The organism is Bacillus sp. DB-2, assembly GCF_003315125.1.
Classification (GTDB): domain Bacteria; phylum Bacillota; class Bacilli; order Bacillales; family Bacillaceae_G; genus Bacillus_A; species Bacillus_A mycoides.
This window is the reverse complement of the sequence record NZ_QNRN01000005.1, coordinates 269,963-296,253: the sequence shown is the minus strand read 5'-3', so window position 1 is coordinate 296,253 and position 26,291 is coordinate 269,963. Positions and strand designations below refer to the sequence as shown.

Genomic DNA, 26,291 nt, shown 5'->3' with positions numbered 1-26,291 from the left:
AAGGCGGAGAGGTTGTTTATATGAATACAATATTAAGTACGCTTTTCATTGTAATTGCTGCATGGCTTGTTATTTCACGTTTTTTACCGGTGAAAGGTGTTCAAAATATAAATGGAAAAGAATTAAAGAGTATATTGGGGAAAAAGGGAAAACAATTTATCGATGTTCGTACAGTTGGAGAATATAGAGGAAATCATATGAAAGGATTTCAGAATATCCCACTAAATGAGTTAGCTAGTAAAGTAAATCAGTTAGATAAAAATAAGGAAGTAATTGTTATTTGTCAGAGTGGGATGAGAAGTAAGCAAGCAGCAAAAGTATTAAAGAAATTAGGATTTCAGCGCATTATAAATGTTTCAGGCGGTATGAACGTTTTGTAAGGGGAAAAGTAGCATTAGGTGTAGCTAGATAATTTGAGCCTTTTTACAAATTTCAAAATACCCCTATAGGTAATTAGGAGGAGAACAACATGGAACAACAGAAGAAAACGACGATTGTTTTATTTAGTGGAGATTATGATAAAGCAATGGCTGCGTATATTATTGCAAATGGTTCAGCGGCGTACGATCATGAAGTGACTATTTTTCATACTTTCTGGGGTTTAAATGCTCTTAGGAAAGATGAGCATGTGAAAGTAAAGAAAACATTTATAGAGAAAGTGTTTGGAAAAATGATGCCGCGCGGCGCTGATAAGATGGGATTATCAAAAATGAATTTTGCTGGTATGGGGCCAAAAATGATTAAAGGTATTATGAAAAAACATAATGCGATGCCTTTACCAGATTTAATCGATTTGGCGAAAGAACAGGGAATTAAACTTGTAGCTTGTCAAATGACAGTAGATTTATTAGGGTTAAAAGAGGAAGAGATTATGGATGGGGTAGAGTTTGCAGGAGTAGGAGCTTATTTAGCAGATGCTTCGGATGGGAATGTAAACTTATTCATTTAATTCACCTTCTTTTTAGAAGGGAGGGGATGTAAGATGAGCTTAGTCGTATTACTTTTTATAATTGGGTTTATAGGATCGTTTATATCAGGAATGGTTGGAATTGGCGGTGCAATTATTAATTATCCGATGATCTTATACATTCCGGTATTGCTAGGATTTGCTGGATATACATCACATGAAGTGAGTGGTATTACAGCGATTCAAGTATTCTTTGCAACTTTTGCAGGCGCGTGGGCGTATAGGAAAAGTAACGATATGGATAAAACTTTAGTTGTGTATATGGGAGCTAGTATATTAATAGGAAGCTTTGTAGGTAGCTTTAGTGCGAATCTATTAAATGAGCATGCTGTAAATGTTGTTTATACAATATTAGCTACTATCGCGGCTATTATGATGTTTATACCGAAGCGAAGCAATCGTAAGGGATCAGAGGGAATTACGTACAATAAGTGGCTCGCTAGTTTACTAGCGTTTATTGTAGGAAGTGTTTCCGGCATTATTGGGGCTGGTGGTGCATTTCTTTTAGTACCGATTATGCTAGTTGTTCTAAAACTACCGATACGTACAACAATAGCAACATCTATCGCTATTACTTTTATTTCCTCGATAGGAATTACTACTGGGAAAGTGATTACTGGACAAATAGTTGTTATTCCGGCTCTTATCGTTGCGATAGCAAGTTTATTTGCCGCTCCTCTTGGAGTGAGAGTAGGGAAGAGAGTGAATCAAAAAGTTTTGCAGTATGTATTATCTATTTTAATTGTAGGAACTGCGATAAAGATGTGGATCGATATGATATTGAAGTAAAAGGATGGTGCTGCTTGCAGCCCATCCTTTTATTTTATGCCCAAATAACTTTCATTAAGTTCTTATATTCATCGTTTGCCAGTTTATATAGCATTCTCGTATGTTCAAAGACAAGTGCGGGATTAAAGTTTGGTTCTGAGAATGCAAGAGATGTTGAAATATCAATTGCATTTTGTTTGTTTAGCGTGAATTTTGCAAATCGATAAGATGTGTTTAATTCATTGATGACATGTAAAATATCATTTGTTGATGTTGAATCAGGTACAAGAGCAACATTGAAGCAGTATATATCCACAGCAGGATGTTCGCTTTGGAAAGCAGCGATAAGTTGAATTTTTGCGCCAGCTTCTGTTTCTAATCCTACTGAAAAATGTACCGAACCATCATTTTCATCTATATTTTCTTCCATGTATATATCGTTTGATTTTAAGTACTCTTTAAAATCTGAAATGTTATGTTTTACTGCAGCTTTCATATGCGTGGGCCCCCTGATAATTGGAATAGATTACTACTATTTATTATAATTTAAAAATATTAAAAAAGATAGTTGGAAAGTTCTGATTTTTTATTTTGAAAGCATTAAAAAGAAGCAGTGCTCTACCTCCATAGAGCACTGCTTCACTTTATTCATTGTTATTAGACGATGTTTCTGTATCTTCACTGTTATTCTTATTTTGAGTTTCATCGTTACTTGATTCGCGTTCACTCGTATTTTCAGACGTAGATTCTTTTGTTTTCTCTAAGCTTGTTTTTTTCGAATCAGAATCAGATTTTGTATAGGCAGGTAGTCCAAGGTGACTACGAAGTTCGTTTGTAACATTAGCTAATTCTTTTTTATCTGGATTGTAGTAGTAAGTTCGGCCACCACCAGCTGACTTACTACATGTATCATCACCTTTTGCCATGTAACAATCTTCACCTTGAAGTTGTAATTTCTCAATTTCCGAATCCGATCCATATTTATAGAATGAAAGCATGTCATCGAATGTTAAGTTTGTAACGAATTGTCCGTTAATATCATCAATGATGTTTCCAACTTTTGTTACAGATCCAGCGCTTGTTAGTTTCTTTAAAATTGCTTCAATAACAAGTTGCTGACGTTGTCCACGCATTGCATCACTATCAATGTGCCTTGTTCTGGCAAGAGCAAGAGCTTCTTCACTATTTAACTTTTGAACACCTTTTTTCAGGTGAATTGCATCGGCGTTATCATTACTATCTTGTTCAGTAAACTCAACTGGTACGTCAACTTCAATGCCGCCTAAATCATCAACGATTTTCATGAATGATTTAAAGTTGAATTTTACAAAGTAATCGACGGGAACATTCATTAATTTTTCAACTGCATCAATACTAGCTTGTGGTCCACCATCTTTTCCGTTTTTGGTAGCACCGAATGCATGAGCGTGTGTAATTTTATCTTTTTTCTTTTCTACTGGAATATAAGTATATGTGTCACGTGGAATACTTAATAGCTTTACAGTTTTGCTATCTTTATTAAACGTTGCAAGTAATAGTGCATCCGTTCTTATAGCTTCACCATATTCTTTTCCGCGGACATCGCTTTCATCAACGCCCATTATTAAGACAGAGACGTTATTTGTAATAGGTTTTACAGCTTTAGCGCGTAAATCAGACTTATCACCGCGTGCTAAATCGTGAGCGGCGTTTCGAACAGCAGAAGATGCTTTATTTACTAAAAACCATGTATAACCGCCACCTATTATTAAAACTAATAGAATAACGCTTATAATAATTTTTGCTTTTTTCTTACTATTTTTCGGTTTACTTCGTGTATTTTCTTGTAAAGATGGGTTTTGCTCCATTTCTTGTACTCCTTCATTTGGATTGAAATACGACACTCATATCCACTTATTATAATGAAATTTAGCGAAAAAAAACATTACAAATCATTTACATTTCGTAAAAATTCAATTTATTTATAAAAAGTTAGATTTTCTATATTTTATTTTAAAGATGTAGAACAAGTATAATGTGTTTTAGTAGAAATGAAAATATGTAATGTGAGAAAGTGATAGAGAAGTAAGATTTGTTGAAATATAGCCAAGAAGATGTGATTAGCTGTATATGTACTTCTTATATAATAAAGAAAGATTTTACGGATGAAGGAGAGAGCGTAATGAATCATACATCATTCCGAGCAATGGTCGTGAAAGAAAAGGAAAATAATCAATTTGAAAGAACCTTTGTTGAGAGAGAAGTAAATAGTTTACCTGAAGGAGACGTAGTAATACGTGTTCATTATTCTTCATTAAATTATAAAGATGCCCTTTCAGCTACTGGTAATAAAGGTGTAACGAGAACATACCCTCATACACCAGGTATCGATGCAGCGGGAGAGGTAGTTAGTAGTGAAAATAACGCCTTTCAGGAAGGCGATCAAGTTATTGTAACTGGATATGATTTAGGTATGAATACTTCTGGTGGTTTCGGAGAATATATTCGCGTGCCATCATCTTGGGTTGTGCCTTTACCAAAAGAAATGTCTTTGAAGGAAAGTATGATGTACGGGACAGCCGGTTTTACAGCTGCCTTATCGGTATATAAGCTCATTAGAGCGGGAATTACGCCTAGTATGGGAGATGTTTTAGTAACGGGTGCTACGGGCGGAGTAGGCAGTGTAGCAGTGAGCATTTTAGCGAAGCTAGGATATAACGTAGTAGGATCGACTGGGAAAATGGAAGAGGAACAGATGCTGCTACGTTTAGGTGCAAAAAAGATGATTCATCGCGCGGAGTTGAGTGATGAATCAGGAAGACCGATGCTTAAAGGAATATACGCTGGGGTTGTCGATACTGTAGGCGGGAACATGTTAGAAAGTTCTTTAAAGGTAGTTAAGTATGGAGGCTGTGTAACAACGTGTGGTAATGTAGCAGGGCATGAATTAAATACAACTGTATACCCATTCATATTACGAGGGTAACTAACTGTTACGATTTATTTAACCAATTATAACTAAAGTTAATTAAATATATCAGTAAGCCCTGCTAGTCAAGTGATTGGCTAGTAGTGAGGGGTAACTGCGGGCAATCCCTAAAGCTGATTGAACTACAGCGTGGCTAGAAATAGCGAGCGCGAATGTCGCGAAAGCAGAAAAAATCAATCAGATCGTGCAAGGTTAAATCCTAAACACTAGAACAATGGGTCTTCCGCCTCGAATCATCTAAGTCAAAATGGATAAGATGAACGTTCAACGACTATCTCGTATAACTGACGAGAGTACATCACAAGCCTATGGTGGTGGAAAAATCCTCTATCTCTAAGTAGATAAACATATAGTCTGCGCTCATGTGAAAACATGAGAAGTTCATAAGAGAACTGGCTAAGGAATTGCGCCCTTAGTTGAACAAGATAAATTTTATTGAATCTATCAAACTTCATTGAACCAAACGTATGTGCTATGTTTGGTTCAATGAGGTGAGAATCATAATGAAATTTTCACGAGTTAGTCAAGTATCAGAATTAACAGGTTTGCATCCGAGTAGTCTAAGGAGAATGCTGGTGGAACACGCTACTATTCAGAAGAACAAATCTTTCATTAAAGGAGTTAAATTCTGATGATATTGGCGAAGAAAGTCAGACTAATTCCAACGCCTGAACAAGAAAAAGTGCTTAGAAACCATGCTGGTGCTGCAAGATTCGCTTATAACTATTGTAAAAGAATGAGTGATAGGTACTATAAGCTATTTGGAAAATCTGTTTCACAGTTAGCTTTACAGAAACGATTTACAAAGATCAAGAAGCGAAAGAGATATAAGTGGTTAAAAAATATCAATGCACAAGTGCCCAAACAGGCTTCAAAAGATTTTGACAAGGCGAGGAAAAATTCGTTCGAAAAGTGCAAAAATGGTTATCATACTTCTTATAAATCCAAAAAAGATTTAATCCAAGGATTTTATGCTAATTATGAAAGACTGATTATAGGAAAGAAAGTAGTTCATATTCAGTCTATTGGAGAAGTGAAAACAAGCCAACAACTACCAAGAAACAAAAAAACATCAAATCCAAGAGTTACATTTGATGGTCGTCACTGGTGGATTAGTGTAGGGTTCAAAGAAGAATTCGAACCACAAGAATTAACCGATGAGTCGATTGGTGTGGATGTTGGTTTAAAAGATCTGTTTGTAGCTTCTAATGGTACGAAAGAACGAAATATAAACAAAGATGCCAAGGTTAAAAAACTTTTGAAAAGGAAAAAGTCAGCGCACAGAGATATGTCTAGGAGATTTACAAAAGGTGTAAAAATTCAATCCGCAGGATATGAAAAAGCAAAAATCGAACACCTTCGGTTGTCTAGGAAAATTACGAATATCCGAAATAGCCATATCCATCAAGCAACAGCTAAATTGGTGAAAACCAAACCAATGAGGATTGTTGTGGAAGACTTAAATATCTCAAACCTGTTAAAAAACAAAAAACTATCGAAAGCATTTTCATTTCAAAATTAAACTTCTTCTTTCAATGTTTATCATACAAGTGTGAGAAGTACGGCATTGCATATGTAAAAGCTGATAAATGGTTCGCCTCAAGCAAGATTTGCTCATGTTGCGGAGTAAAATACGACCATTCAGTTCAACCAGAAGGACAGTGGAGTTTAAAAATACGTGAGTGGTGTTGTGTTGGGTGCAATAGCCATCACGAGAGGGGTTTAAATGCGTCGATAAATTTATCAAGATGGGTAAAATAAATGCTTGATAATAGGAGGTAACGATACTGCCTCGTGTGGAGTGTTATACCCCTCGTCCCTTCGGGGTTGCGAGAACACTTTGAAGCACTAACTTGTGTAAATTTGATTGAATTGTATAGATTTAGTTAAGTTTATCGTATCGGATTAGCCTTTTAGGAATAGATTCAGTTCAATGTCCAGTAGATGTGAGAAGAGACGTGTGGGCATTGCTAGCAGGTGAGTGGAAAAATTCAGAGCTATTATCTTATACAGAAGAATGTACATTAAAAGAATTAGATGAGAAGTTTGCACTTATACTGCAAGGAAAGTTAAAAGGAAGAACGGTTGTAAAGATGAAATGAAAAAAGAGACGCTTAAATTAGCGTCTCTTTCCTATTATAATGATTGTTTTAAATTTACTTTTCCTTGTTCACCTAAAACACCATCAGCGATATTTACAGCGTGATCACCGATACGCTCTAAGTTACTTACCATATCAACGTAGATGATGCTTGCATCACCTGAACAGCTACGTTCGTTCAGACGTAACACATGGCGTTTACGTAAAACACGTTCCATTTGGTCAATTTTACGTTCTTTTGCAATAACAGTTTGAGCTAGTTCAGTGTCAAAGTTTGTTAAAGCATTGATTGCATCTTGTAATGTTGAAATTGTTAATTCAAGCATTTCATTTAATTCAGCTAGTGCTTCATCTGATAGTGAAACGCGGTTTGAAATTTGGAAATCTACAAGTTCTACAAGGTTTTCTACATGATCACCGACACGTTCAATATCTCCAACAACACCTGCTAAAACTGAATGTTTCTCAGAGTCTGTTGGTGAAAGTGGTTTTTCTGATAGTAAAACTAAATACTCAATAATTTTTTTATCTAAATTATTAATAGCTCCTTCTAATTGAGTAGCCATGTCAGCATGTTTTTTATCTTGTGTATTTAAAAATTGGTTTGCTTCTTTTAATCCATGTAATGAAAACTCAGCCATACGAACGATTTCTTTTTGAGCTTCTGTTAAAGCGATAGCTGGAGATTGCTCAATAAAGATTGGATTTAAATGTTGCGGTTTGAAGTTAATAGATGCATCTTCACCACGAATAATTTTTGTTACAATCCAGGCTAATAATGCAATGAATGGGAACTGAATGATTGTATTCGTTACGTTAAATGTTCCATGTGCAAATGCAATTGTCATTTCTGGATTTAAATTTAATGACGTTTGGAAATATTGAATTAAACTTGTAAATGGTATTAATATAATCGTAAAGATAATGGTACCGATAATATTAAAGATAACGTGAACTAATGCTGCACGTCTTGCTGCAATTGAAGTACCGATTGCTGCTAATACGGCTGTAATTGTTGTACCGATGTTATCACCGAATAATACAGGAAGAGCAGCTTGTAAATCAATAGCACCCTGGCCGAATAGTTCTTGTAAAATACCGATTGTTGCGCTTGAGCTTTGTACAATTAAAGTGAACACTGTACCGACAATAATTCCTAAAATTGGATTATCACTCATGCTAACCATTAACTCTTGGAATGACTCTAAAGAACGAAGAGGTTTCATACCTGCGCTCATTAATTCTAAACCGAAGAATAACATACCAAAACCGAATACAACTTGACCTACAGAATGTACTTTTTTATTTTTAAAGAAGAATAGTAAAATCGCTCCAACTGCCATAATTGGGAGAGCGTATTCTCCGATTTTAATCCCTATAATAAATGCAGTAACTGTCGTACCGATGTTCGCACCCATAATAACACCAATTGCTTGTCTTAATGTCATAAATCCAGCACTTACAAGTCCGACTGTTAAAGCGGTTGTTCCTGAGCTTGATTGAATTAATACTGTAACTAACATACCTGCTAGTACGCCCATAAGAGGGTTTGTTGTAAAACGATCTAGAATATCGCGAAGACGATCTCCAGCTGCTTGTTGCAGTCCATCGCCCATGTATTTAATCCCGAATAAGAAAATACCTAATCCACCAATGAACTGGAAGATCATATCTTGAATATTGTATTCCACGCATTCCACTCCTTAAATTTCATGTACGATGTAATTATTAACTAAACCTTGAGGCACTGTAAACGGTTTATCAGTAAAATTTACACTAAATTTACAAAGGGATAAAAAGTTTACAAATCTTTAAAGAAACACCTGGATTTAATTGGTTTTTTAGACGATATAACTAATCGGTTTGTAAAGAAGTCACATTTGTCACACTATTTGCGGATAGTAAAAATAGGAGAGGTAAACTATCCAAATTGGATGCGCTAAGTAAAGTTTCACCTTATTTATAATAATGGTTCTTTGTATATTTTTTGATTAAAGTTAGAAAAATATGTAGGGGAAATGAGGAGGTTTGAAATGAATGTATTAAGTGAAAATGAAAAAAGCAATGTGATTTTTTTAGGAATCCACTGCTTTTACAAATGTGTATACATGATTTTTTGGTCCAAGTACTTCGAAAAAGAACCAATTAGCATTACCCAACGGCTTTTTCTTTTGTTTTATCCCCCTGTTTTTGCTTCCGTAAGCTTGTGATGTAAATGAAAAGAAAAGCGATAAGTAATAGAGAGGAATATCGATATACTGTTGCATAGTTGGTAAAGTGTGCAATGAATCCAAAAATAATCGCTCCAGCACCAATTCCAAGATCAAATGCTGAGAAGAATGTTGCTGTTGCTACTCCTCTCCGGTGCGGTGCTACTCGGTCAATCATCCATGCTTGTAGTGCCGGTTGAATTGCTCCGAAACCACTGCCGTAGCACGCTGCGGCAATAATTAAACTCGGAATTGTAGTTGTATACGACAGCAAGATAATACCTGTAAACGTAATAATAACTCCTGGAATGATGACGAATGTATGGCCTTTCGTATCATATAATCTTCCAGAAAACGGACGAGTTACAGCGATTGCAAGTGCGTTAAATAAAAAGAAGAGACTAATATCAGCAATCCCGACTTCTGTAGCAAATAATGTGATAAAGCTCCCAATTCCCCCGTACATTAATGTAATACATAATATTAATAATGAAGGAAGTAAAGCTTTACGCTCAATAAATCCATCGAGAAAGGTACCAGATGTTTGCTGTGGTGGTTGCGGCGATTTTTTGATTTGAAGTAGTTTCGTTAATATTAATGAAACTATTGTGCATGAAAGTGCACATAAAAAAAGAATCGTGAAGTTATATGCTTGCATAAGCCAAAGTCCGATAAGCGGACCGAGCGCCATGGCGATAGTTCCAGAAAGACCGAAATACCCCATGCCTTCACCGCGGCGAGCTTGCGGAATTAAATCTGAAACGACAGTTCCGTATGTAGTCGTTGTAATACCAAAACCAGCTCCGTGTAAAATTCGAACGGCAAGCAATAGAAAAATGGTTGAAGCGAAAAGATAACTGCCCATAGCGAGTAAACAAATAGCGGTACCAATCATTAAAATGATTTTTTTGTTGAATTTCTGCAAGGCATTTCCAGTTAGCGGCCTAATAAAAAGTGCTGCAACGGTAAACATGCCGACAACGAATCCGATATTTGAACTTGTGCCCCCAATTTCTTTCACATAAACAGGTAAAGTTGGAATTAACATTTGAAATCCTAAAAACATACATAAGTTTGCTAGAATTAGCGCAATAAACTCTTTTGTCCATAACGGTTCTCGTTTTACGAGTACTGCCTCTCCCATATATTCATCCCCTATATAAATTTTTTCCTGCTATTTGTGGGCAGTAAAACTCCCACCTCAAAATCCGGCTGGAGCAAAGAAGTTAGGCGGGAGCCCTGCTGCCCGTAAACGCCCGATTGGTGAAGGCTAATAATCAGTGGGGGATGAACAAAACCCCACATTGATTAAAGTTTCACTTTATCTCTGTTCTTTCGAGTATATGTATTGGTCAATGTAACAGTCAAGGGAGGTGTCTTGAAAGCGGATAACAATTTTAAGCTGGAAAACTGACAAATTTGTGTAAATGCTACACAACTATGAAAAAAAGATGTAAAGTATAGATGTATAGACTTGTAGTTGTTATGAATGATAGAAATTGTTTTTTCTTTAAAGAAAGCGGATTCAAATTGTAGTGGAAGAAAAGGGGATACATACTTTTTCGCTACATATATTTGAAAAGGTTTACAATATGATGAAGAAAGAGGCGTGTACATATGAGACGATTAGGTATTTCTATTTATCCAGAGCATTCGACAGTAGAGAAAGATAAAGAGTATGTAACATTAGCGAGTAAATACGGATTTACACGTGTATTCACATGTTTATTATCTGTAGATGGCGAGAAAGAGACAATTATAGAAGAGTTTAAAGAAACGATCTCTCATGCAAATGCATTAGGGTTCCAAGTATTAGTTGATATTAGTCCGTCTGTCTTTACACAATTAGGTATTTCATATAATGATTTATCGTTCTTCCATGAGTTAGGAGCGTACGGTATCCGTTTAGATGTTGGATTCTCTGGTTTAGAAGAATCGATTATGACTTACAATCCATACGGCTTAAAAATTGAAATTAATATGAGTAACGGTACGAAATATGTAGATAACATTATGAGCCATAGACCAAATCGTGAAAATTTAATTGGTTGCCATAATTTTTATCCACATCGTTATTCAGGATTATCATACGATCATTTCATTAAATGCTCGAAACAATTTAAAGATTACGGTATGAGAACGGCTGCTTTTATTTCATCATTTGATGCAACATACGGACCTTGGCCAGTAACAGAAGGGTTATGTACGTTAGAGCAGCATCGCGAATTACCGATGACAACACAGGCGAAGCATTTGTTTGCAACAGAATTAATTGATGATGTTATTATTGCGAATGCTTATGCTTCAGAAGAAGAATTACAAGCACTAGGTGCGTTAAATAAAGAGAAACAAACATTTGATATAGAACTATACGATACAACAACAGATTTAGAAAGAATTATCGTATTAGAAGAACCTCATTTTTATCGCGGGGATGTATCTGAATATATGATTCGTTCTACACAAAGTCGTGTGAAATATAAAAAGGAAGAGTTTAAACCGCATAATACGCGTGAAATTAAGCGTGGCGATCTTTTAATTGATAATGAGCAATATGGCCAATATAAAGGTGAATTGCAAATTGCTTTAAAAGATATGGTGAATACAGGAAAAACAAATGTAGTTGGCCGAATTATAGAGGAAGAAATCTTCTTATTAGATTATTTACAAGCTTGGGATAAGTTTGGATTTACGCTAAAGAAATAATGAACGCGGGATAAAAGGGAAAAAACTACTGATTTCAGTGGCTTTTTCCCTTTTATATAAAGAGCGAGAGGAAGAGCTATGACAAAAGTGCATCAGCGATTAATTTCCATTTTAGAGGAGTTTTTAGAAGAGAAATCGATGCTAAATCGAGCTTTTTTAGCGAGCCGTTTACACGTATCAACGAAGACGATTCAAAAGGATATAAAATTATTAAATGATATATTGGAAGAACACGGGGCGAAAATTGAATCACAAAGAGGGAATGGGTACGAACTAGAAATTATGCAAACTAAGAAATTTGAAGATTTTTGCGTAAATGTATTTCAAAAACAGACAGAAAAGATTCCAACTTCTTATGAAGAAAGAGTAGCGTATATTTTACACCGTATTTTAACGACAGATGGGTATGTGAAGCTTTCACAGCTAGCGGAAGAGATTTATGTGAGTAAATCTACTGTAAACTTAATTATGAAAGATGTTACGGATATTTGTAGTCGCTATGAGTTACAAATTGAAAAAAGACCATATTATGGTATACGTATTGTAGGAGAAGAATTTAATATTCGTTCTTGTTTATCACAATATGGTTTGCCACGTTATGACCATACTCCGTTTCATGAGAACTATGAGCAGACGGACACATATTTATCGTTACCCCATATTTCTCTCATCCGCTCAGTTATACTAAAGTATATCGAGGGAGGAACGATATATTTATCAGATATAGAAATTGATAATTTATCAATTCATATTGCGATTGCTTTAAAGAGATGCAGGGATGATCATTACATTCAAGCACTACATGTAGAGGAATCTGAACTTATAATAAAGAAAGAATATAAAATTGCGAAACAGATTTTAGGGAATTTAGGGGAAGAGCTAAAACTTCAATTTCCAGAAGAAGAAATTTTATATGTGACGATGCATTTATTAAGTACTGCTGTTACAGCGAGAGATCGCTATGAAAATGTGGAAGAGCTATTAGGGAAAGACGTATATGCATTCATGCAGCATATTCTTTTCAAGGTAGCGGAAGAACGGAATCTTACTTTTTATTATGATGAAGAATTATTATTTGGTTTTGGTGTTCATTTAAAAACGTTATTAAATCGTTTGAAATATAAGTTAAATACGAGAAATCCTCTTTTGGCAGAAGTGAAAAAAAATTATCCATATGCTTTTGAAATTGCAGTTCTCGTTGGAGATATAATTGGTGAATATACGGGTGAATCCATTCCAGAGAGTGAGATTGGTTATATTGCCATTCACTTTGGTGGGGCGATGAGCCGCTTGCAGGAAAATAATCAAAAGAAAAGAAGTTTATTAGTTTGTGCAACTGGTCAAGGGAGTGCACAACTACTGAAATATAAAATTCTATCACATTTCCGAGATAAATTAGAGATTGTAGGTATTACAGGGTACTATCAATTGAAAGTGGAAGATCTTTATAAAGATAAAATAGATTGTATTATTAGTACGATTCATATACCAAGTGGTTTGCCAGTGCCAGTTATAAAAGTGAATTCAATATTTGATGATAAAGAGATTAAATCAATTGGTCAGCAATTGTTTACGCATGTGAATAATAGTGTGCAGCAATATATTAAGGAAGATTTGATCTTCTTAAATCGTAGTGCTTCTACGAAAGAAGAGGTTATCCAGTTTTTATGTGAGAAAGCTGCTGAGAAAAACTATGTACCCGCAAACTTTTATGCTTCTGTTATGGAGAGAGAGAACACATCTCCTACAGCGGTTGGAAATTTAGTGGCAATTCCGCATCCGATGCAGTTATTAAGTGAGAAAACATTTTTGATGTTTTGTACACTCGATAAGGCGATTGACTGGGGAGATAAAAAAGTACAAGTTATTATTTTATTTAGTGTGAAGCGCAATAATAATGAAGATTTACAAAAGCTTTATGATTTTTTATATGATATTATGTCTAATCAAACTATAATAGAAAAATTGCATCAGGCTCAAGCTGTTGATGATTTTCAAGAAATCTTACTATCATTATGAAAAAGTATATTAAAACTTCCGTTACACAACGGAAGTTTTTTATGTTTAATTGTATGCGTTTTCATAATAAGATAAAAATATAGAAAAAACATAACTTGGGGGAATTTTAAATGACTGATATGCAAACTCCATTTGCGTTAATTTTACATGGTGGCAACGCGAGAAGCGCGGCGCTTGAAGCAATTGCTTTTGCAAGACAAGGAGATTTTGAGAATGCGAGTGAAAAGATGACACTTGCTAGTGAGGAAATATCATCCGCTCATCGTATTCAAACGGATTTAATTCAAGAAGAAGCAAGAGGAAATCATGCAGAAATAAGTTTATTATTAGTGCATGCACAAGATCATTTAATGAATGCCATTACAGTGAAAGAACTTGCTGAAGAATTTATTACTCTTCATAAACGAGTGGAAGAGAAAGTGACAGTATAAGATGTACATTTTATTATGTTGCGCGGCAGGTATGTCAACGAGTATGGTTGTAAGAAAAATGCAAGAAGAGGCAAAGAAACAAGGGAAGGATTATAAAATTAAAGCAGTTGATTCAGAACTTGTGAAACTGGAAATAAAAAATGCTGATGTTGTTTTAATTGGACCACAGGTGAAGTATTTGTTTCCAGCAGTAGAGTTTCTTGCGAAATCATACGATATACCAGTTGCAATTATAGAACAACGAGATTATGGCATGTGTGATGGTTTGAAAGTACTTAAGCAAGCTGAACAATTAGTTTTAGCGTAATTATATTTTTTTAAATATAAACATTATAATGTTATAACTTTTGAATTTCGCCACATTGAACATAGGGAGGGTTATCGATGAATGGTTTTATGAGTTTTATGGAACAGAAGATTATGCCGACAACGCAAAAGATTGCGGGGCAACGACATTTATTAGCAATTCGAAATGGAGTTATTTCTACATTACCGTTAACGATTGTCGGGTCATTTTTCGTTATCTTTTTAAACTTACCAATTGATGCATATATGGAGTGGATTGCACCGTTTCGCCATATTTTAGATATTCCATTCCGATTTACAGTAGGATTAATGGCATTATACGCAGCGTTTGGGGTAGGGGCTTCACTCGCGAACTTTTATCAGCTCAATCAATTAAGTGCAGGATTATTATCTGTACTCGCCTTTTTACTAGCATCAGTTGAACCAATTCAAATAACAAAAGCTGTACCAGGTGTTATTGATGCAGGTAGATATATTTCAGTAGGAACATTAAGTGCAACTTCTTTATTCGGAGCAATTGTTACAGCATTAATTGCAGTAGAAATTTATCACTTTATGATTAAGCATAATATTTCGATTAAATTACCAGATAGTGTACCACCAGCAGTTGCAAACTCGTTTGCAGCATTAATTCCAACTTTAGTAGTTATTCTTTTATTCTGGGGGATTCGTTACGGTTTAAAATTTGATGTAAACACAACAATCACATATTTAATCGCACCATTAAAATCAGTATTAGTAGGAAATAATTTATTCGGCGGTTTATTAACAGTATTCTTAATCGTGTTCTTCTGGTCGTTCGGTATACATGGCCCAGCGATTTTAGGACCAATCATTCGTCCGATGTGGGATTCAGCAATTCTTGAAAATATGGAAGTATTTACGGCTACAGGAAATGCACATCAGTTACCAAACTTATTTACAGAGCAATTTATTCAATGGTTCGTATGGATCGGTGGATCAGGCTCAACGTTAGCTTTAGTTATTATGTTTATGTTCTCTAAATCTAAGTTCTTAAAAGAGTTAGGTAGATTATCATTCGTACCAGGATTATTCAATATTAACGAGCCAATTATTTTCGGGGCACCAATTGTAATGAATCCAATCTTAATTATTCCGTTCGTTATTACACCGTTAGTTACAACGACGGTATCATATTTCGCAGTTGTTTCAGGTATGATTCCGCTCATGATGGCGAAGCTGCCATTTACGATGTTAGCGCCAATTGCAGCGATTATTAGTACGGACTGGACAATTATGGCTGGTGTACTTGTACTTGTTAACTTTGTTATCTCATTCGTTATTTACTATCCATTCTTCAAAATGTATGAAAAGCAACAATTAGCAGGAGAGGAGAAAACAGAATGCTCGGAGCAATTATCATCTTAATTACATTCGTGGCGGGGCAGTGTATTGCACATTATTCAAAGTGGGTACAAAGTAAATCGCTATTAGTTTTACTACTTGTGTCGATATTATTTATTGGATGTTCAATGGGAGCTTATGTGGCATTTAGTTTAGAATCACCGTACTTTATCATCGTACCAACGATTTTATGTGCAACATGTTTATCTGCAAAATATAGATTTACGAGCATGGCATTAATACAACGTGTGAAGGAGATGCAAAAGCATGGAGCGTAAATTAGGAATTTCACTTTATCCAGAGCATTCAACGAAAGAACAAGATATGGCATACATTTCGGCAGCGGCACGCCACGGTTTTTCAAGAATATTCACATGTTTACTGTCTGTTAATCGTCCAAAAGAGGAAATTGTAGCTGAATTTAAAGAAATTATTGGGCATGCAAAAGAGTATAATATGGAAGTTATTTTAGATGTAGCTCCGGCTGTATTCGATCAACTTGGTATTAGTTATAGTGATCTATCATTCTTTGCAGAGTTAGGTGCAGATGGAATTCGTTTAGATGTAGGGTTTGACGGGTTAACAGAAGCGAAAATGACGAATAATCCATATGGCTTAAAAATTGAGCTGAATGTAAGTAATGATATTGCCTATTTAGAAAATATCCTTTCGCATCAAGCGAATAAATCAGCTTTAATTGGTTGTCACAATTTTTATCCGCAAAAATTTACTGGTCTTCCGTATGATTATTTCATTCGCTGTAGTGAACGCTTTAAAAAGCATGGTATTCGCACGGCAGCATTTATTACGTCACATGCAGCTGAACTTGGTCCATGGGATATTAATGACGGATTATGTACGTTAGAACAACATCGTAACTTACCAATTGAAGTACAAGCGAAACATTTATGGGCAACAGGGCTTATTGATGATGTTATTATCGGAAATGCTTATGCGAGTGAAGAAGAGTTAGAGAAACTAGGAAACTTAAATCGTTACATGTTACAGCTAAAGGTACAATTTGTAGACGAAGCGACTGAAGTAGAGAAGAGAGCGACACTGCAAGAATTACACGTAAGACGCGGTGACATAACAGAGTATATGGTACGTTCTACAGAAGTACGTAAAAAGTACAAAGACTATGACTTCCCAGTGCGCGAAAGTGTACGACAGGAAAGAGGGCAAGTTGTAATTGGTAATAACTTATTCGGAAAGTATAAAGGTGAACTACAAATCATTCTGAAAGAAATGCCAATAGATGAACGGAAAAATATTGTCGGTACAATTGCAGAAGAAGAGTTATTCTTACTAGATTATGTAGGAGCTTGGACACAGTTTACTTGTGTGGAATAGGGAAGGGAGGAGAGGATGCTATGGCATCCTCTTTTTTCTGTTGAAATAGTAATCTATCGTATATAGAATGCAAAGAGATAGATTTAATTTGGACGGGAGAGAAGGAGATGGAAGAGTATATAGATGATTTATTAAGGAGGATGGCGGATGAAGAAACAGAGATTTGGCATCGTGCGTATGATGAAGCAAAAGAGCTAACTGACCTATTAGCTTTTCCTTATTTACAGCAGAGGATAATCAAAACCAAGAAGGTATCTATGAGGAAAAATATTTATTATTTAATGACGAAACTCGCTATAAATACGAAAGAAATCTGTATTGCTGATTACCTTATAGATCGTTTGGAATGTGAAGAAAGTCCGACTCTGTTAAGTGAAATGCTTAGTAATATTTATCAGTTACCAGAAGTAAGTAATACCAATAAAATTATTCCTTATATTTATCATAAAAACGATGGAGCTCGTTCTTGGGCTATTTCTTCCTTAAAGTTATATAAATCATTAGAAGCGGAAAGTGCTTTACTAAAGTTACTAGCTACTGAAGAAAATAAGGGTGAGATTACAAATATTTGTTATACTTTGCTTGAGATTGGAACAAATCAATCGATTCTTCCATTAACAAAGCTTTTATATAGGGATAGTGCTTATGTTCGTTCAACCGTTATTGAAGTGTTAGCGAAAATAGGGGGAGTGGACTTACAAATAGTTTATATTGAAGCTTTAAAGGATAGAAATATTATGGTGAAATACGAGGCCATTCGAGCTATTTATGCATATGGAGATGAGATGGCGATTAAGCCAATTTGTGAACGTGTGAATAAGATTGTTTCTAGAAGGCGTAAAAATGAAGTAGTACCTACCGATGAATCAGAGATTGTTATTGCTCTTCGTTTCTTACATAAGTTTGCTGATCAAGAAGAAGTTTTAAAGACGTTTGATAAAGTATATAAAAAACGAGGGAACTTGTTTATGTCAGAGAGAAAGTGGCTTCGAGATAATATTAGTTACTTTCAAGAGAAAGAAAGAATGTAAGAATCATAAAAAAAGAGTCAGCCTCAATAATGAGACTAACTCTTTTTTTATAATTAGTTTAAAATTTTCACTGTAACTGTTTGGCGTCCCCAGTTACTTGATGTACCTTTATCTGGCATTAAAACGTCAATTTTATTTCCTTTAATAGCTCCACCAGTATCACCAGCGATTGCTACTCCGTAACCTTCAACCCATACTTTTGAACCTAATGGAATTACACTTGGATCAACTGCAATTAGTTTCATGTTTGGATTAGCTGTTAAGTTATGGCCCATAGCTGATTTTACTTGATCTCCGGCTTTGTAACCATTTTCAAGTGGATCTGCTGTGTAAGCTGTTGCTACAACTCTTAATTCACGAGAAGAAGATGGTGCACTTGTTTCAGTTTCTTTCGCAACAGGTTGTTGTGTAGCTGGTTTTTGAGCTTTAGCCGCTTCACGAACTTTAGCTGCCTCCCCGGCCTTAGCTGCTTCACGAGCTTCAGCTGCCTCTTGAGCTTTAGCCGCCGCTTCACGAGCTTCAGCTGCTTCTTGAGCTTTAGCCGCTTCACGAGCTTTAGCTGCCTCTTGAGCCTTAGCTTCTGCTTGAGCTTCAGCTGCTTCTTGAGCTTTAGCTGCTTCACGAGCTTTAGCTGCTTCTTGAGCCTTAGCTTCTGCTTGGGCTTTAGCTGCTTCAGTTGCTTCTTGAGCTTTAGCTGCTTCACGAGCTTTAGCCGCTTCTTGAGCCTTAGCTTCTGCTTGAGCTTCAGCTGCTTCACGAGCTTTAGTTGCTTCTTGAGCCTTAGCTTTTGCTTGAGTTTCAGCTACTTCCCCGGCTTTAACTGCTTCACGAACTTTAGCTGTATCTTGAACGTTAGTTACTTTTTCAGCTTTAACTACTGGCTGAACTTTAACTGGTGCTTTTCCTGTTAAGTAAGGAATGTGTACATAAGCTGTTTGGCCGTTATATTCAAATTGGATCCAATCATTTTGTACTTGGTGTGTTGTTTCGATTACATCATCTTTTTTCAATTTACCAAGAATCGCTGAATCTGTATTCGCTCCAGCACGTACGTTTAATACGTTTGCTGTTACGTAGTAAGTATCTTTTGTGTAGTCAGCGCTTATGAAAGCCTCTTTACCACTATTTAATTTAACTTTTGACCAGCCGTTTTCTGTATGTAAAACGTTAACTTTATATCCATCTAATAACTTTCCGACAACTTGTGATTCAGTAGTTGGGTTTTCTCGTACATTTAGTACATCAGTCGTTACGATTGTTTCTGCTTTAGCAGATGTTGTGAAAATCCCAAGACCAAAAACCGCTGCTGTTGCTATACCCATAAATTTTTTCATAATAGCCTCCATTGCATTTGTTTTCGTTGACCTCATTATAGCAACCATTATTTTCTTATTTGCGGAAAACACAAAACTACAAAGCATTCGTAACGAGGCATTAATATTCTGTAATAATTCCATTAATATCCTGATAGCGTTTTCTTTGCGTTTTTTAGGGGATTAGAACATAAGAATCATAAAATCAATACAATTTTAATTGCTAATAGATTAATAATGTATCAGTAGTGTTGCATAAATGTTTCTGTAACATTACAAAAAAGGGATATTTAACTATTTGAATCGTAATGTAGTTATGAAAATATAATCTTCTTGTGTGTGAAGTCGTATATATAGGGGGGATTTTAATGAAATAGAGATATAATTGTTACAAAATAAATTGTAGTATGGAAAAAATTACGCCTTGAATTTGTGTTATTACATATTATTTTTGCAATAATAGGATTGCTTGATAGCTTTCGCGAGAAATGAAAGTTTAAATGATAAAAAGATATTCGTAACATGAAACATATATAATAGAAGAAACATGATTTAGAGGGACGATATCGTTATGAATTGGTTCACGAATTGCAGTAGAATTATCCCGCTATTTGTGGGCAGTAAAACCCCTACCTCAAAATTCGGCTGAAGCAAAGAAGGTAGGTGGGAGATTAACTGCCCGTAAAAGCCCGATTGGTGAAGGCTAATAATCAGTGGGGGATGAACAAAACCCCCACTGATTATAGTTTCACTTTATATAATAGAAGTTAGAGGTTCTTATTTTTGTCAAAACGTCGATGAAATTACATTTGCCTTCAACAAAATAAAAAACGTAGGAGTGTAAACTCCTACGTTTTTTTATTTACTCATATCGTAAACATTCAATTGGATCAAGTTTAGCAGCTTTGTTTGCTGGTAGTAAACCGAATGCAATACCGATTAGCATTGAGATACCTACTGAAAGAAGTCCAAGTTCTTTTGAGATAACGAGTGGCCATCCGGCAAAGATTGAGACGATCCAAGCGAAGAAAATACCGAGCATGAATCCGATGAAACCACCGAGTCCTGTTAAAATACAAGATTCAATTAAGAATTGTGTTAATACTTTACCGCGCGTTGCACCAAGTGCTTTACGAATACCGATCTCACGTGTACGTTCTGTTACAGATACAAGCATGATGTTCATTACACCGATACCACCAACAAGTAAGGAGATAGCGGCAATGCCACCGAATACCATTTTCATCATACCGATGGATTCGTCTAATTGCTTCGTAAATTCACCTAAGTCCTGTGCTTCGAATTTGTGCTCGAATTTAGGAGCTTTCATGTCGTTTAAAACAGAAACAGCTTGTTTTTCTACACTTTTACGTTCTGTTGGAGAGGTCATTGTTAATTTTACAGAGTCATACTCATTTACTCCTGAAATGACAGGCGCGTTTTCAAGAGATGTATAACCTTCAGGCATAGCCATTCCAAATTCGTTTTTCGTTTCGTATACACCGACTATTTTATATGGCTTTCCTTTTACATCTGTGTATAAATTTGATTCCCAACCACTAAATAATTTGTTGAAAGCTTCTTCATTTAATATAACAGCAGGAATTGCTTGGTTTAATTCGCTGTCGTTTAATTCACGACCGTGAACTAATTTTATTTTCGAATCTGTCATAAAGGCGCCTGTTCCACCTTTTAAATCAAGAGAGACATCTTTTGAACCAGAAGATGCTTTTACTTTCATACTTACATCTGGATAAACATCTTTAACGCCTGGTACAGTTTGAAGACGTTTTAGCATATCAGGTGTGATTTTGGCACTATCAGTTCCATAATCAGGGTTGTTGTAGTAAATCGTTACTTCAGTATCTTTTCCTTGGCCTAACTCTTTTTTAAACTTTGCATTTGTACCATCACCCATTGAAATGATAGTAATAATGGCGCTAATACCGATAATAATACCTAGCATTGTTAATATAGAACGCATTTTATGAGCAAAGATAGAGGAAAGGGCCATGCGTATATTTTCACTCGTGTTCAAAATTAACCTCTCCAATCTTGGACGATATTTCCGTCACGAATTACAATTTGACGTGCTGCCGCTTCCCCAATTTCACGATCGTGGGTAATCATAATGATTGTTGAGCCTTGTTTGTTTAATTCGTAAAAGAGATCCATAATTTGTGTACTTGTTTTCGTATCAAGTGCACCCGTCGGTTCATCTGCTAAGAGAAATTTCGGGTTATTTACGATTGCACGTGCGACTGCGACACGCTGCTTTTGTCCACCTGACAATTCATTTGGTAAGTGAGTAGCACGATCAGCTAAACTGACTTTTGTTAAAGCTGCTAATGAGCGCTCACGTCTTTCTTTTTTATCGACTCCAGCGTAAATAAGAGGTAGTTCTACATTTTGAAGTGCTGTAAGTCTCGGTAATAACATAAAGTTTTGGAATATGAATCCGATCTCTTTATTACGAACATGTGCAAGTTCTGTTTCAGACATGTCTGAAATGTTTTGACCAGCTAGTTCGTACGCACCTGTCGTTGGCTTATCTAAGCAACCGATAATGTTCATTAATGTTGATTTACCAGAACCAGATGGTCCCATAATAGAAGTGAATTCTCCTTGGTTTAGTGTTACATCAATTCCGTGTAATATTTGAACGGACTCTGCACCATTTTGGAAAGATTTCGTGATGCCTTTTAAGTTAATCATTGAGTGACAACCTCCATACCGTCTTTTAAGTCTTTTTCAGGTTTAGAGATAATTTCCTCTCCTTTTTTCACTCCGGAAACTTTTGCTTCGCTATCTGTCTCGAATTCAACAGTAACTGCTTGTTCTTTCGCTTTACCGTCTTTTACAACGAAGACAACATTTTTGTCACCTTTTTTCACAATGCTGCTTTTCGGAACAATCGTACCAGTTGCTTCGCCAGATTTACTTGTTACGTAAACATGGAAGCCGTTTTGTAATTCTTCACTATTATCTAATGTGACAGTGAATTGATAATTAGAAACAGTTTTATTTTCGTCCATGCTCTTTAATGGTGTAGAACCGATTTCTGTTACTTTTCCTGTCCAAGTCTTACCAGCGACAGTTTTTGATGAAACAGTTACTTCTTGCCCAACTTTCATACTAGCAAGTTCATATTCAGAAAGTTGACCTTTTACTTTAAATTGACCAGCGTGACGAAGTGTAATGCCACTCATACCTGTTTTTTCATCAGCAGTTTTTACGATATCATCAATTACACCGTCGGCTGGACTCGTTACAGAAAGTGTGTTTACTTTCTCTTTTGCTACTTTAATCATTTCATCAGCTTTTTCTACTTCAAACTTCTTCATTTCAAGTTGTGATTCTAATTGCCCAACTTCAATTTCTGATGCTTTTAATGCTTCAGCGGGAAGGCCTGCATTTTTATCTTTTTGTAATTTTTGTTTCGCTGCATCAATTTGTTTTTGGAACAATGTTACTTCTTTTTGTGCGATTTTCTTTTGCATTTCAGCTTCTGTTACACCTTGTTTAGCAGTAGGGTCATTATATTTAAACAGAAGCTGACCTTTTTTCACTTCATCACCTTTTTTAACAGCTAATTCATACGTACCTTTTGTTGGATCGAATGAAATTGTTTCAATACCATTTGGAATAACTTCGCCGCCAAATTTTTGTGCATTTTCAATTTGTTTTTCCGTAATTTTATAACCGCTATATGCCATTGCTACTTCTGAACCACCGCCAGCAAATGCAAAATATGATCCAGCTGCAATTCCGATCGCTACTACACTAGTAATTAACACTTTATTTTTCTTCTTCATCTATTTATCACCTTTTCGTTCGTTTTAGTATCTACATTAAGTATAGAAGAGGTGAAGAATCTGACAAATCGTTTTAGCTTACAATAACCTTACAGTTTTGTAAGGTATCGATATGTAAATGTAATGTAGAGGTTGTACATGGTTTAAGCAGATGAATTGACTCGTTGTTTCTTTCTAACAATAATATTGTATGAAGGAGAGGAGGAAGGAAGATGGAAGCTTATTTTAGTGCGCATCCATTAAAACCATTTATTCCGTACTCGAGGCAACATGTCATTATATTATTTATTATGTTGGTGGGGATATTTTTTCTGTATCAATACCAAGATTTATTGCGTCAAAGTGAGTGGAATATAACGGTTCGATATGCGATTGCATTTCTATTTATAGGAAGTGAGATTGGACTTCATATGTGGGAATGGAAAGCCGGTATTTTTGAGCTAGGCACTTCATTACCATTTGAGTTATGTACGATTAGTTTATTGTTAGCATCGATTATGATTGTAACGAAAAGCTATCGAATATATGAGATTGTGTTTTTTACAGGAATTATCGGTGCATCGCAAGCTATTTTAACGCCGAACGTGCAATATGCTTTTCCGCATTTTCGCTTTATAGAATTCTTCGTTGCACATGTATTACTCATTTGGGCACCGCTCTTTATGACGTGGGTAGAAGGATATAGACCTACCTTGCAATCAATTAAGCGTACGATGATATTTTTAAACATAATAATTCCAATCGTTTCTTTTGTGAACTACAAAACAGGTGGCAATTATATGTTTTTAGCTCGTAAGCCAGAAACTGCTTCATTACTCGATATGTTAGGGCCACACCCTTACTATATTATTTCATTAGAAATAGCTGCACTTATTGGATGTTTTATTTTGTATATGCCGTTTGCGAAAAGAGAAGGGCATGCGCATAAAGAATCACTAGAATCATAACCTAGTGATTTTTTTATGTATAAATATTTACAATTCAGAAAATTAAGAATAAAATTAAAGGGGAAATTATATAGAGAGAGAAGGGAAAACGTGGTCAAAAAAGTTTTTCTGAATGGGATGGAAGTGACGGTTCAATTTATTATTTCGATTTTGGGTATTATTTTTTTAGGGGCACTGCCAAAATTATTTTATGGATTTGAGTTGCATGCATCAAAGTACATACAGAGTTTAAAAGAAGTGTTTGTGAACTTAATGGATATCTCCAATTTTCAATATGTGAGAGGTAAATTTTTATTTCCGCAGTTGTTCGTCCATTATAAAGAAACGATTGTGATTTTTTTGGCGGCTTTTTTCATTTCATTATTTGTAGCATTTTGTATTGTTTATGTCATTATGAATAGTTCACCGCGTATACAGCATCGCATTAAATCATTTCTCATCTTCCTAGAATCTATTCCAGACATTCTACTTATTTTAGTATCACAAATTTTAGTTATATGGTTTTTTAAAAGAACAGGCTTTTTACCTTTTCAAATTGCGTCAATTGGAGGCGAGTCGATTAGAGGATTGCCGATATTTTGTTTGAGTATACCGACTACGATTCTGTTTGTAAAAATGTTAGTGCTTCGTTTTGAAAATGAGCTAGAAAAAGATTATGTACTATTTGCTAAGGCGAAAGGGCTGAATCGTTTTCATATTTTAAATCGTCATGTTTTACGAAATGTGTTGCTTAGTACACTTTACTTTGCGAAAACGAATATCTTTTTTATGTTATCTAATTTATATATTATAGAATGGATTTTTAATACGGGTGGTATTTTTATGTTTTTGAAATCGTATGAGAGTATTAGGGTTGAGGTTTTCATCGTTAGTGTGCTGCTTATTTATATTCCGATTTTTATTTTGTTTAAATTGTTTCATTATCTCATTCCAGCTGCGATGAAGGAGAGACTATAATATGTGGACGTATATAAAACGCGATAAAAGATTTTGGATAAGCATTGGGTTTCTTCTCATATTAGTTCTTTTGAGCATCGGAAATACGATATGGAATGATGGACATATTAGACAAGTTACATTGCAATATGATGCGGATGAAAATCCACAAGTGCCACCGTTTTCACCTTCATTACAATTTTTACTTGGGACAGACCGGAAAGGATACGACCTGTTACATTTAGTCATTGAAGGCGCGAAGTGGACGATTGGTATATCTATTTTAATTGCGGCACTTAGAATGGTGATAGGTGTGTTTTTTGGTGTTGTGCTTGGAACATATGTAAAAAGAGGGTTTTCAAAAATCGAGGCTTTTTTTGATAGTTTTACAGTTATTCCAACAGTTATGATTGCGTATTTTTTTCTTCACCTTGCAAATGCATTTGGGAGTGGGGAGGAAACAACAACCTTTTTTGAAAGAGCTTCGTTTCAAGTTTTATTACTTGTAATGCTTGTGATGCCAGTTATTGCACTGTATGTTGCGAAGGAAGTACGTAAATTGAGAACCGAAGAATTTATTGAAGCTGCGTGCATATTGGGTGGATCGAGAAGGCACATTGTTATAAAGCATATTTTCCCGCATCTCTATATGACGTTTATACTTGTATTTTTTCAGCAGTTTACGCAAACTCTTACTATTTTACTGCACTTAGGATTACTGGAAATATTCTTTGGTGGAACAGTTCAGTTTTTAGGACCGATAGAAGAAATAGAGTCTTACACGCATGAATGGTCAGGTTTAATTGGAGTCTATTTTAGATCATTAACAGTGCATCCATGGATCCCTCTCGTCCCAATTACATTTTTCGGGCTTACTATTTTTTCAGGAAATATGATTGTAAAAAGTATAGAAGAGGCGATGACAAAAGTTCGATTAGGGGGAGAGATAAAGAAGACGGATGTAGAAGAGGAACAGCCTGCTGTGCAGTCAAAAGAAGAGTTATTTACTTTTAAACATACGATGTGAAGAACCTAGGAAACTAGGTTCTTTTATT

General features: G+C 35.4%; 22 protein-coding genes and 3 pseudogenes. 17 read left to right on the top strand and 8 right to left on the bottom strand.

The genetic code is table 11. The features are described 5' to 3' along the window. Positions 1-20: 20 nt before the first annotated feature. The 3 genes from DET63_RS11105 (at position 21) to DET63_RS11095 (ending at position 1,756) form a co-directional block, all read left to right on the top strand. Positions 21-380, top strand: coding sequence for a rhodanese-like domain-containing protein (locus tag DET63_RS11105; protein WP_113936744.1), 360 nt, complete (start codon positions 21-23; stop codon positions 378-380). An 89-nt stretch (positions 381-469) separates the two neighbouring features. Further along, positions 470-949, top strand: coding sequence for a DsrE/DsrF/DrsH-like family protein (locus tag DET63_RS11100; protein WP_002087459.1), 480 nt, complete (start codon positions 470-472; stop codon positions 947-949). 33 nt (positions 950-982) lie between these two features. Beyond that, positions 983-1,756 carry a sulfite exporter TauE/SafE family protein gene (locus DET63_RS11095; RefSeq protein WP_113936743.1) on the top strand — a complete coding sequence of 258 codons (774 nt, stop codon included), beginning with the start codon at positions 983-985 and terminating at the stop codon, positions 1,754-1,756. A 34-nt stretch (positions 1,757-1,790) separates the two neighbouring features. On the opposite strand, the gene DET63_RS11090 is transcribed toward DET63_RS11095, so the two are convergent. Together DET63_RS11090 and DET63_RS11085 are read right to left on the bottom strand one after the other, a co-directional pair. Continuing rightward, complete coding sequence (locus DET63_RS11090) at positions 1,791-2,231, bottom strand: hypothetical protein (protein WP_002029912.1); 441 nt, start codon at positions 2,229-2,231, stop codon at positions 1,791-1,793. A 148-nt stretch (positions 2,232-2,379) separates the two neighbouring features. Next, on the bottom strand, positions 2,380-3,582 hold the full coding sequence (locus tag DET63_RS11085; protein ID WP_113936780.1) for an LCP family protein: 1,203 nt from the start codon (positions 3,580-3,582) through the stop codon (positions 2,380-2,382). 314 nt (positions 3,583-3,896) lie between these two features. Between DET63_RS11085 and DET63_RS11080 the strand changes: the two are divergent. The 3 pseudogenes from DET63_RS11080 to DET63_RS11070 form a co-directional block, all read left to right on the top strand. Then, positions 3,897-4,697: pseudogene (locus DET63_RS11080) on the top strand (YhdH/YhfP family quinone oxidoreductase); the annotation flags it as partial. Between the two features lie 637 nt (positions 4,698-5,334). After that, positions 5,335-6,464, top strand: a pseudogene (locus DET63_RS11075) (RNA-guided endonuclease InsQ/TnpB family protein). A 143-nt stretch (positions 6,465-6,607) separates the two neighbouring features. Then, positions 6,608-6,805: pseudogene (locus tag DET63_RS11070) on the top strand (oxidoreductase); the annotation flags it as partial. Between the two features lie 34 nt (positions 6,806-6,839). Here DET63_RS11070 and DET63_RS11065 read toward each other — a convergent pair. Both DET63_RS11065 and DET63_RS11060 read right to left on the bottom strand, forming a co-directional pair. Further along, positions 6,840-8,495 carry a Na/Pi cotransporter family protein gene (locus DET63_RS11065; protein ID WP_113936742.1) on the bottom strand — a complete coding sequence of 552 codons (1,656 nt, stop codon included), beginning with the start codon at positions 8,493-8,495 and terminating at the stop codon, positions 6,840-6,842. A gap of 460 nt (positions 8,496-8,955) precedes the next feature. Then, positions 8,956-10,158 carry an MFS transporter gene (locus DET63_RS11060; protein WP_063219340.1) on the bottom strand — a complete coding sequence of 401 codons (1,203 nt, stop codon included), beginning with the start codon at positions 10,156-10,158 and terminating at the stop codon, positions 8,956-8,958. A gap of 473 nt (positions 10,159-10,631) precedes the next feature. On the opposite strand from DET63_RS11060, the gene DET63_RS11050 reads away from it, so the two are divergent. The 8 genes from DET63_RS11050 (at position 10,632) to DET63_RS11015 (ending at position 18,225) form a co-directional block, all read left to right on the top strand. Beyond that, positions 10,632-11,720: a DUF871 domain-containing protein gene (locus tag DET63_RS11050; protein WP_113936741.1), complete on the top strand. Its 1,089-nt coding sequence runs from the start codon at positions 10,632-10,634 to the stop codon at positions 11,718-11,720. A 78-nt stretch (positions 11,721-11,798) separates the two neighbouring features. Continuing rightward, a complete protein-coding gene (locus tag DET63_RS11045; protein ID WP_113936740.1) occupies positions 11,799-13,739 on the top strand; it encodes a BglG family transcription antiterminator in 1,941 nt (646 codons plus the stop codon). A 110-nt stretch (positions 13,740-13,849) separates the two neighbouring features. Further along, positions 13,850-14,170: a PTS lactose/cellobiose transporter subunit IIA gene (locus tag DET63_RS11040; RefSeq protein ID WP_002087442.1), complete on the top strand. Its 321-nt coding sequence runs from the start codon at positions 13,850-13,852 to the stop codon at positions 14,168-14,170. 1 nt (position 14,171) lies between these two features. Then, the gene (locus tag DET63_RS11035) at positions 14,172-14,477 is read left to right on the top strand and encodes a PTS sugar transporter subunit IIB (protein ID WP_002087440.1); all 306 of its coding nucleotides are present in this window, start codon (positions 14,172-14,174) and stop codon (positions 14,475-14,477) included. Positions 14,478-14,554: 77 nt separating this feature from the next. Then, on the top strand, positions 14,555-15,865 hold the full coding sequence (locus DET63_RS11030) for a PTS sugar transporter subunit IIC (RefSeq protein WP_001013048.1): 1,311 nt from the start codon (positions 14,555-14,557) through the stop codon (positions 15,863-15,865). After that, on the top strand, positions 15,841-16,119 hold the full coding sequence (locus tag DET63_RS11025) for a hypothetical protein (protein WP_002087437.1): 279 nt from the start codon (positions 15,841-15,843) through the stop codon (positions 16,117-16,119). Before DET63_RS11030 ends, DET63_RS11025 begins: the two co-directional genes overlap by 25 nt. Next, the gene (locus DET63_RS11020; protein ID WP_113936739.1) at positions 16,109-17,194 is read left to right on the top strand and encodes a DUF871 domain-containing protein; all 1,086 of its coding nucleotides are present in this window, start codon (positions 16,109-16,111) and stop codon (positions 17,192-17,194) included. The genes DET63_RS11025 and DET63_RS11020 overlap by 11 nt, the downstream gene beginning before the upstream one ends. Before the next feature lie 107 nt (positions 17,195-17,301). After that, complete coding sequence (locus DET63_RS11015; protein WP_113936738.1) at positions 17,302-18,225, top strand: HEAT repeat domain-containing protein; 924 nt, start codon at positions 17,302-17,304, stop codon at positions 18,223-18,225. Between the two features lie 53 nt (positions 18,226-18,278). Here the strand turns inward: DET63_RS11015 and entC are convergent, their stop codons facing one another. The 4 genes from entC to DET63_RS10990 form a co-directional block, all read right to left on the bottom strand. Beyond that, a complete protein-coding gene (gene entC / locus DET63_RS11005; RefSeq protein ID WP_113936737.1) occupies positions 18,279-19,682 on the bottom strand; it encodes a cell wall-binding protein EntC in 1,404 nt (467 codons plus the stop codon). 718 nt (positions 19,683-20,400) lie between these two features. Beyond that, complete coding sequence (locus DET63_RS11000) at positions 20,401-21,552, bottom strand: ABC transporter permease (protein WP_002029935.1); 1,152 nt, start codon at positions 21,550-21,552, stop codon at positions 20,401-20,403. Positions 21,553-21,578: 26 nt separating this feature from the next. Continuing rightward, entirely contained in the window at positions 21,579-22,253 is a 675-nt protein-coding gene (locus DET63_RS10995) for an ABC transporter ATP-binding protein (RefSeq protein WP_016101751.1), read from the bottom strand. Next, complete coding sequence (locus DET63_RS10990) at positions 22,250-23,353, bottom strand: efflux RND transporter periplasmic adaptor subunit (RefSeq protein ID WP_088038535.1); 1,104 nt, start codon at positions 23,351-23,353, stop codon at positions 22,250-22,252. The genes DET63_RS10995 and DET63_RS10990 overlap by 4 nt, the downstream gene beginning before the upstream one ends. 212 nt (positions 23,354-23,565) lie before the next feature. Between DET63_RS10990 and DET63_RS10985 the strand changes: the two genes are divergently transcribed. The 3 genes from DET63_RS10985 to DET63_RS10975 all read left to right on the top strand — a co-directional run bounded on the left by DET63_RS10985 (position 23,566) and on the right by DET63_RS10975 (position 26,263). After that, positions 23,566-24,300, top strand: a complete 735-nt coding sequence (locus DET63_RS10985; protein ID WP_113936736.1) for a YwaF family protein — start codon at positions 23,566-23,568, stop codon at positions 24,298-24,300. A 90-nt stretch (positions 24,301-24,390) separates the two neighbouring features. Further along, entirely contained in the window at positions 24,391-25,257 is an 867-nt protein-coding gene (locus DET63_RS10980; RefSeq protein WP_113936735.1) for an ABC transporter permease subunit, read from the top strand. 1 nt (position 25,258) lies between these two features. Then, positions 25,259-26,263, top strand: a complete 1,005-nt coding sequence (locus DET63_RS10975; protein ID WP_113936734.1) for an ABC transporter permease — start codon at positions 25,259-25,261, stop codon at positions 26,261-26,263. Positions 26,264-26,291: the final 28 nt, after the last annotated feature.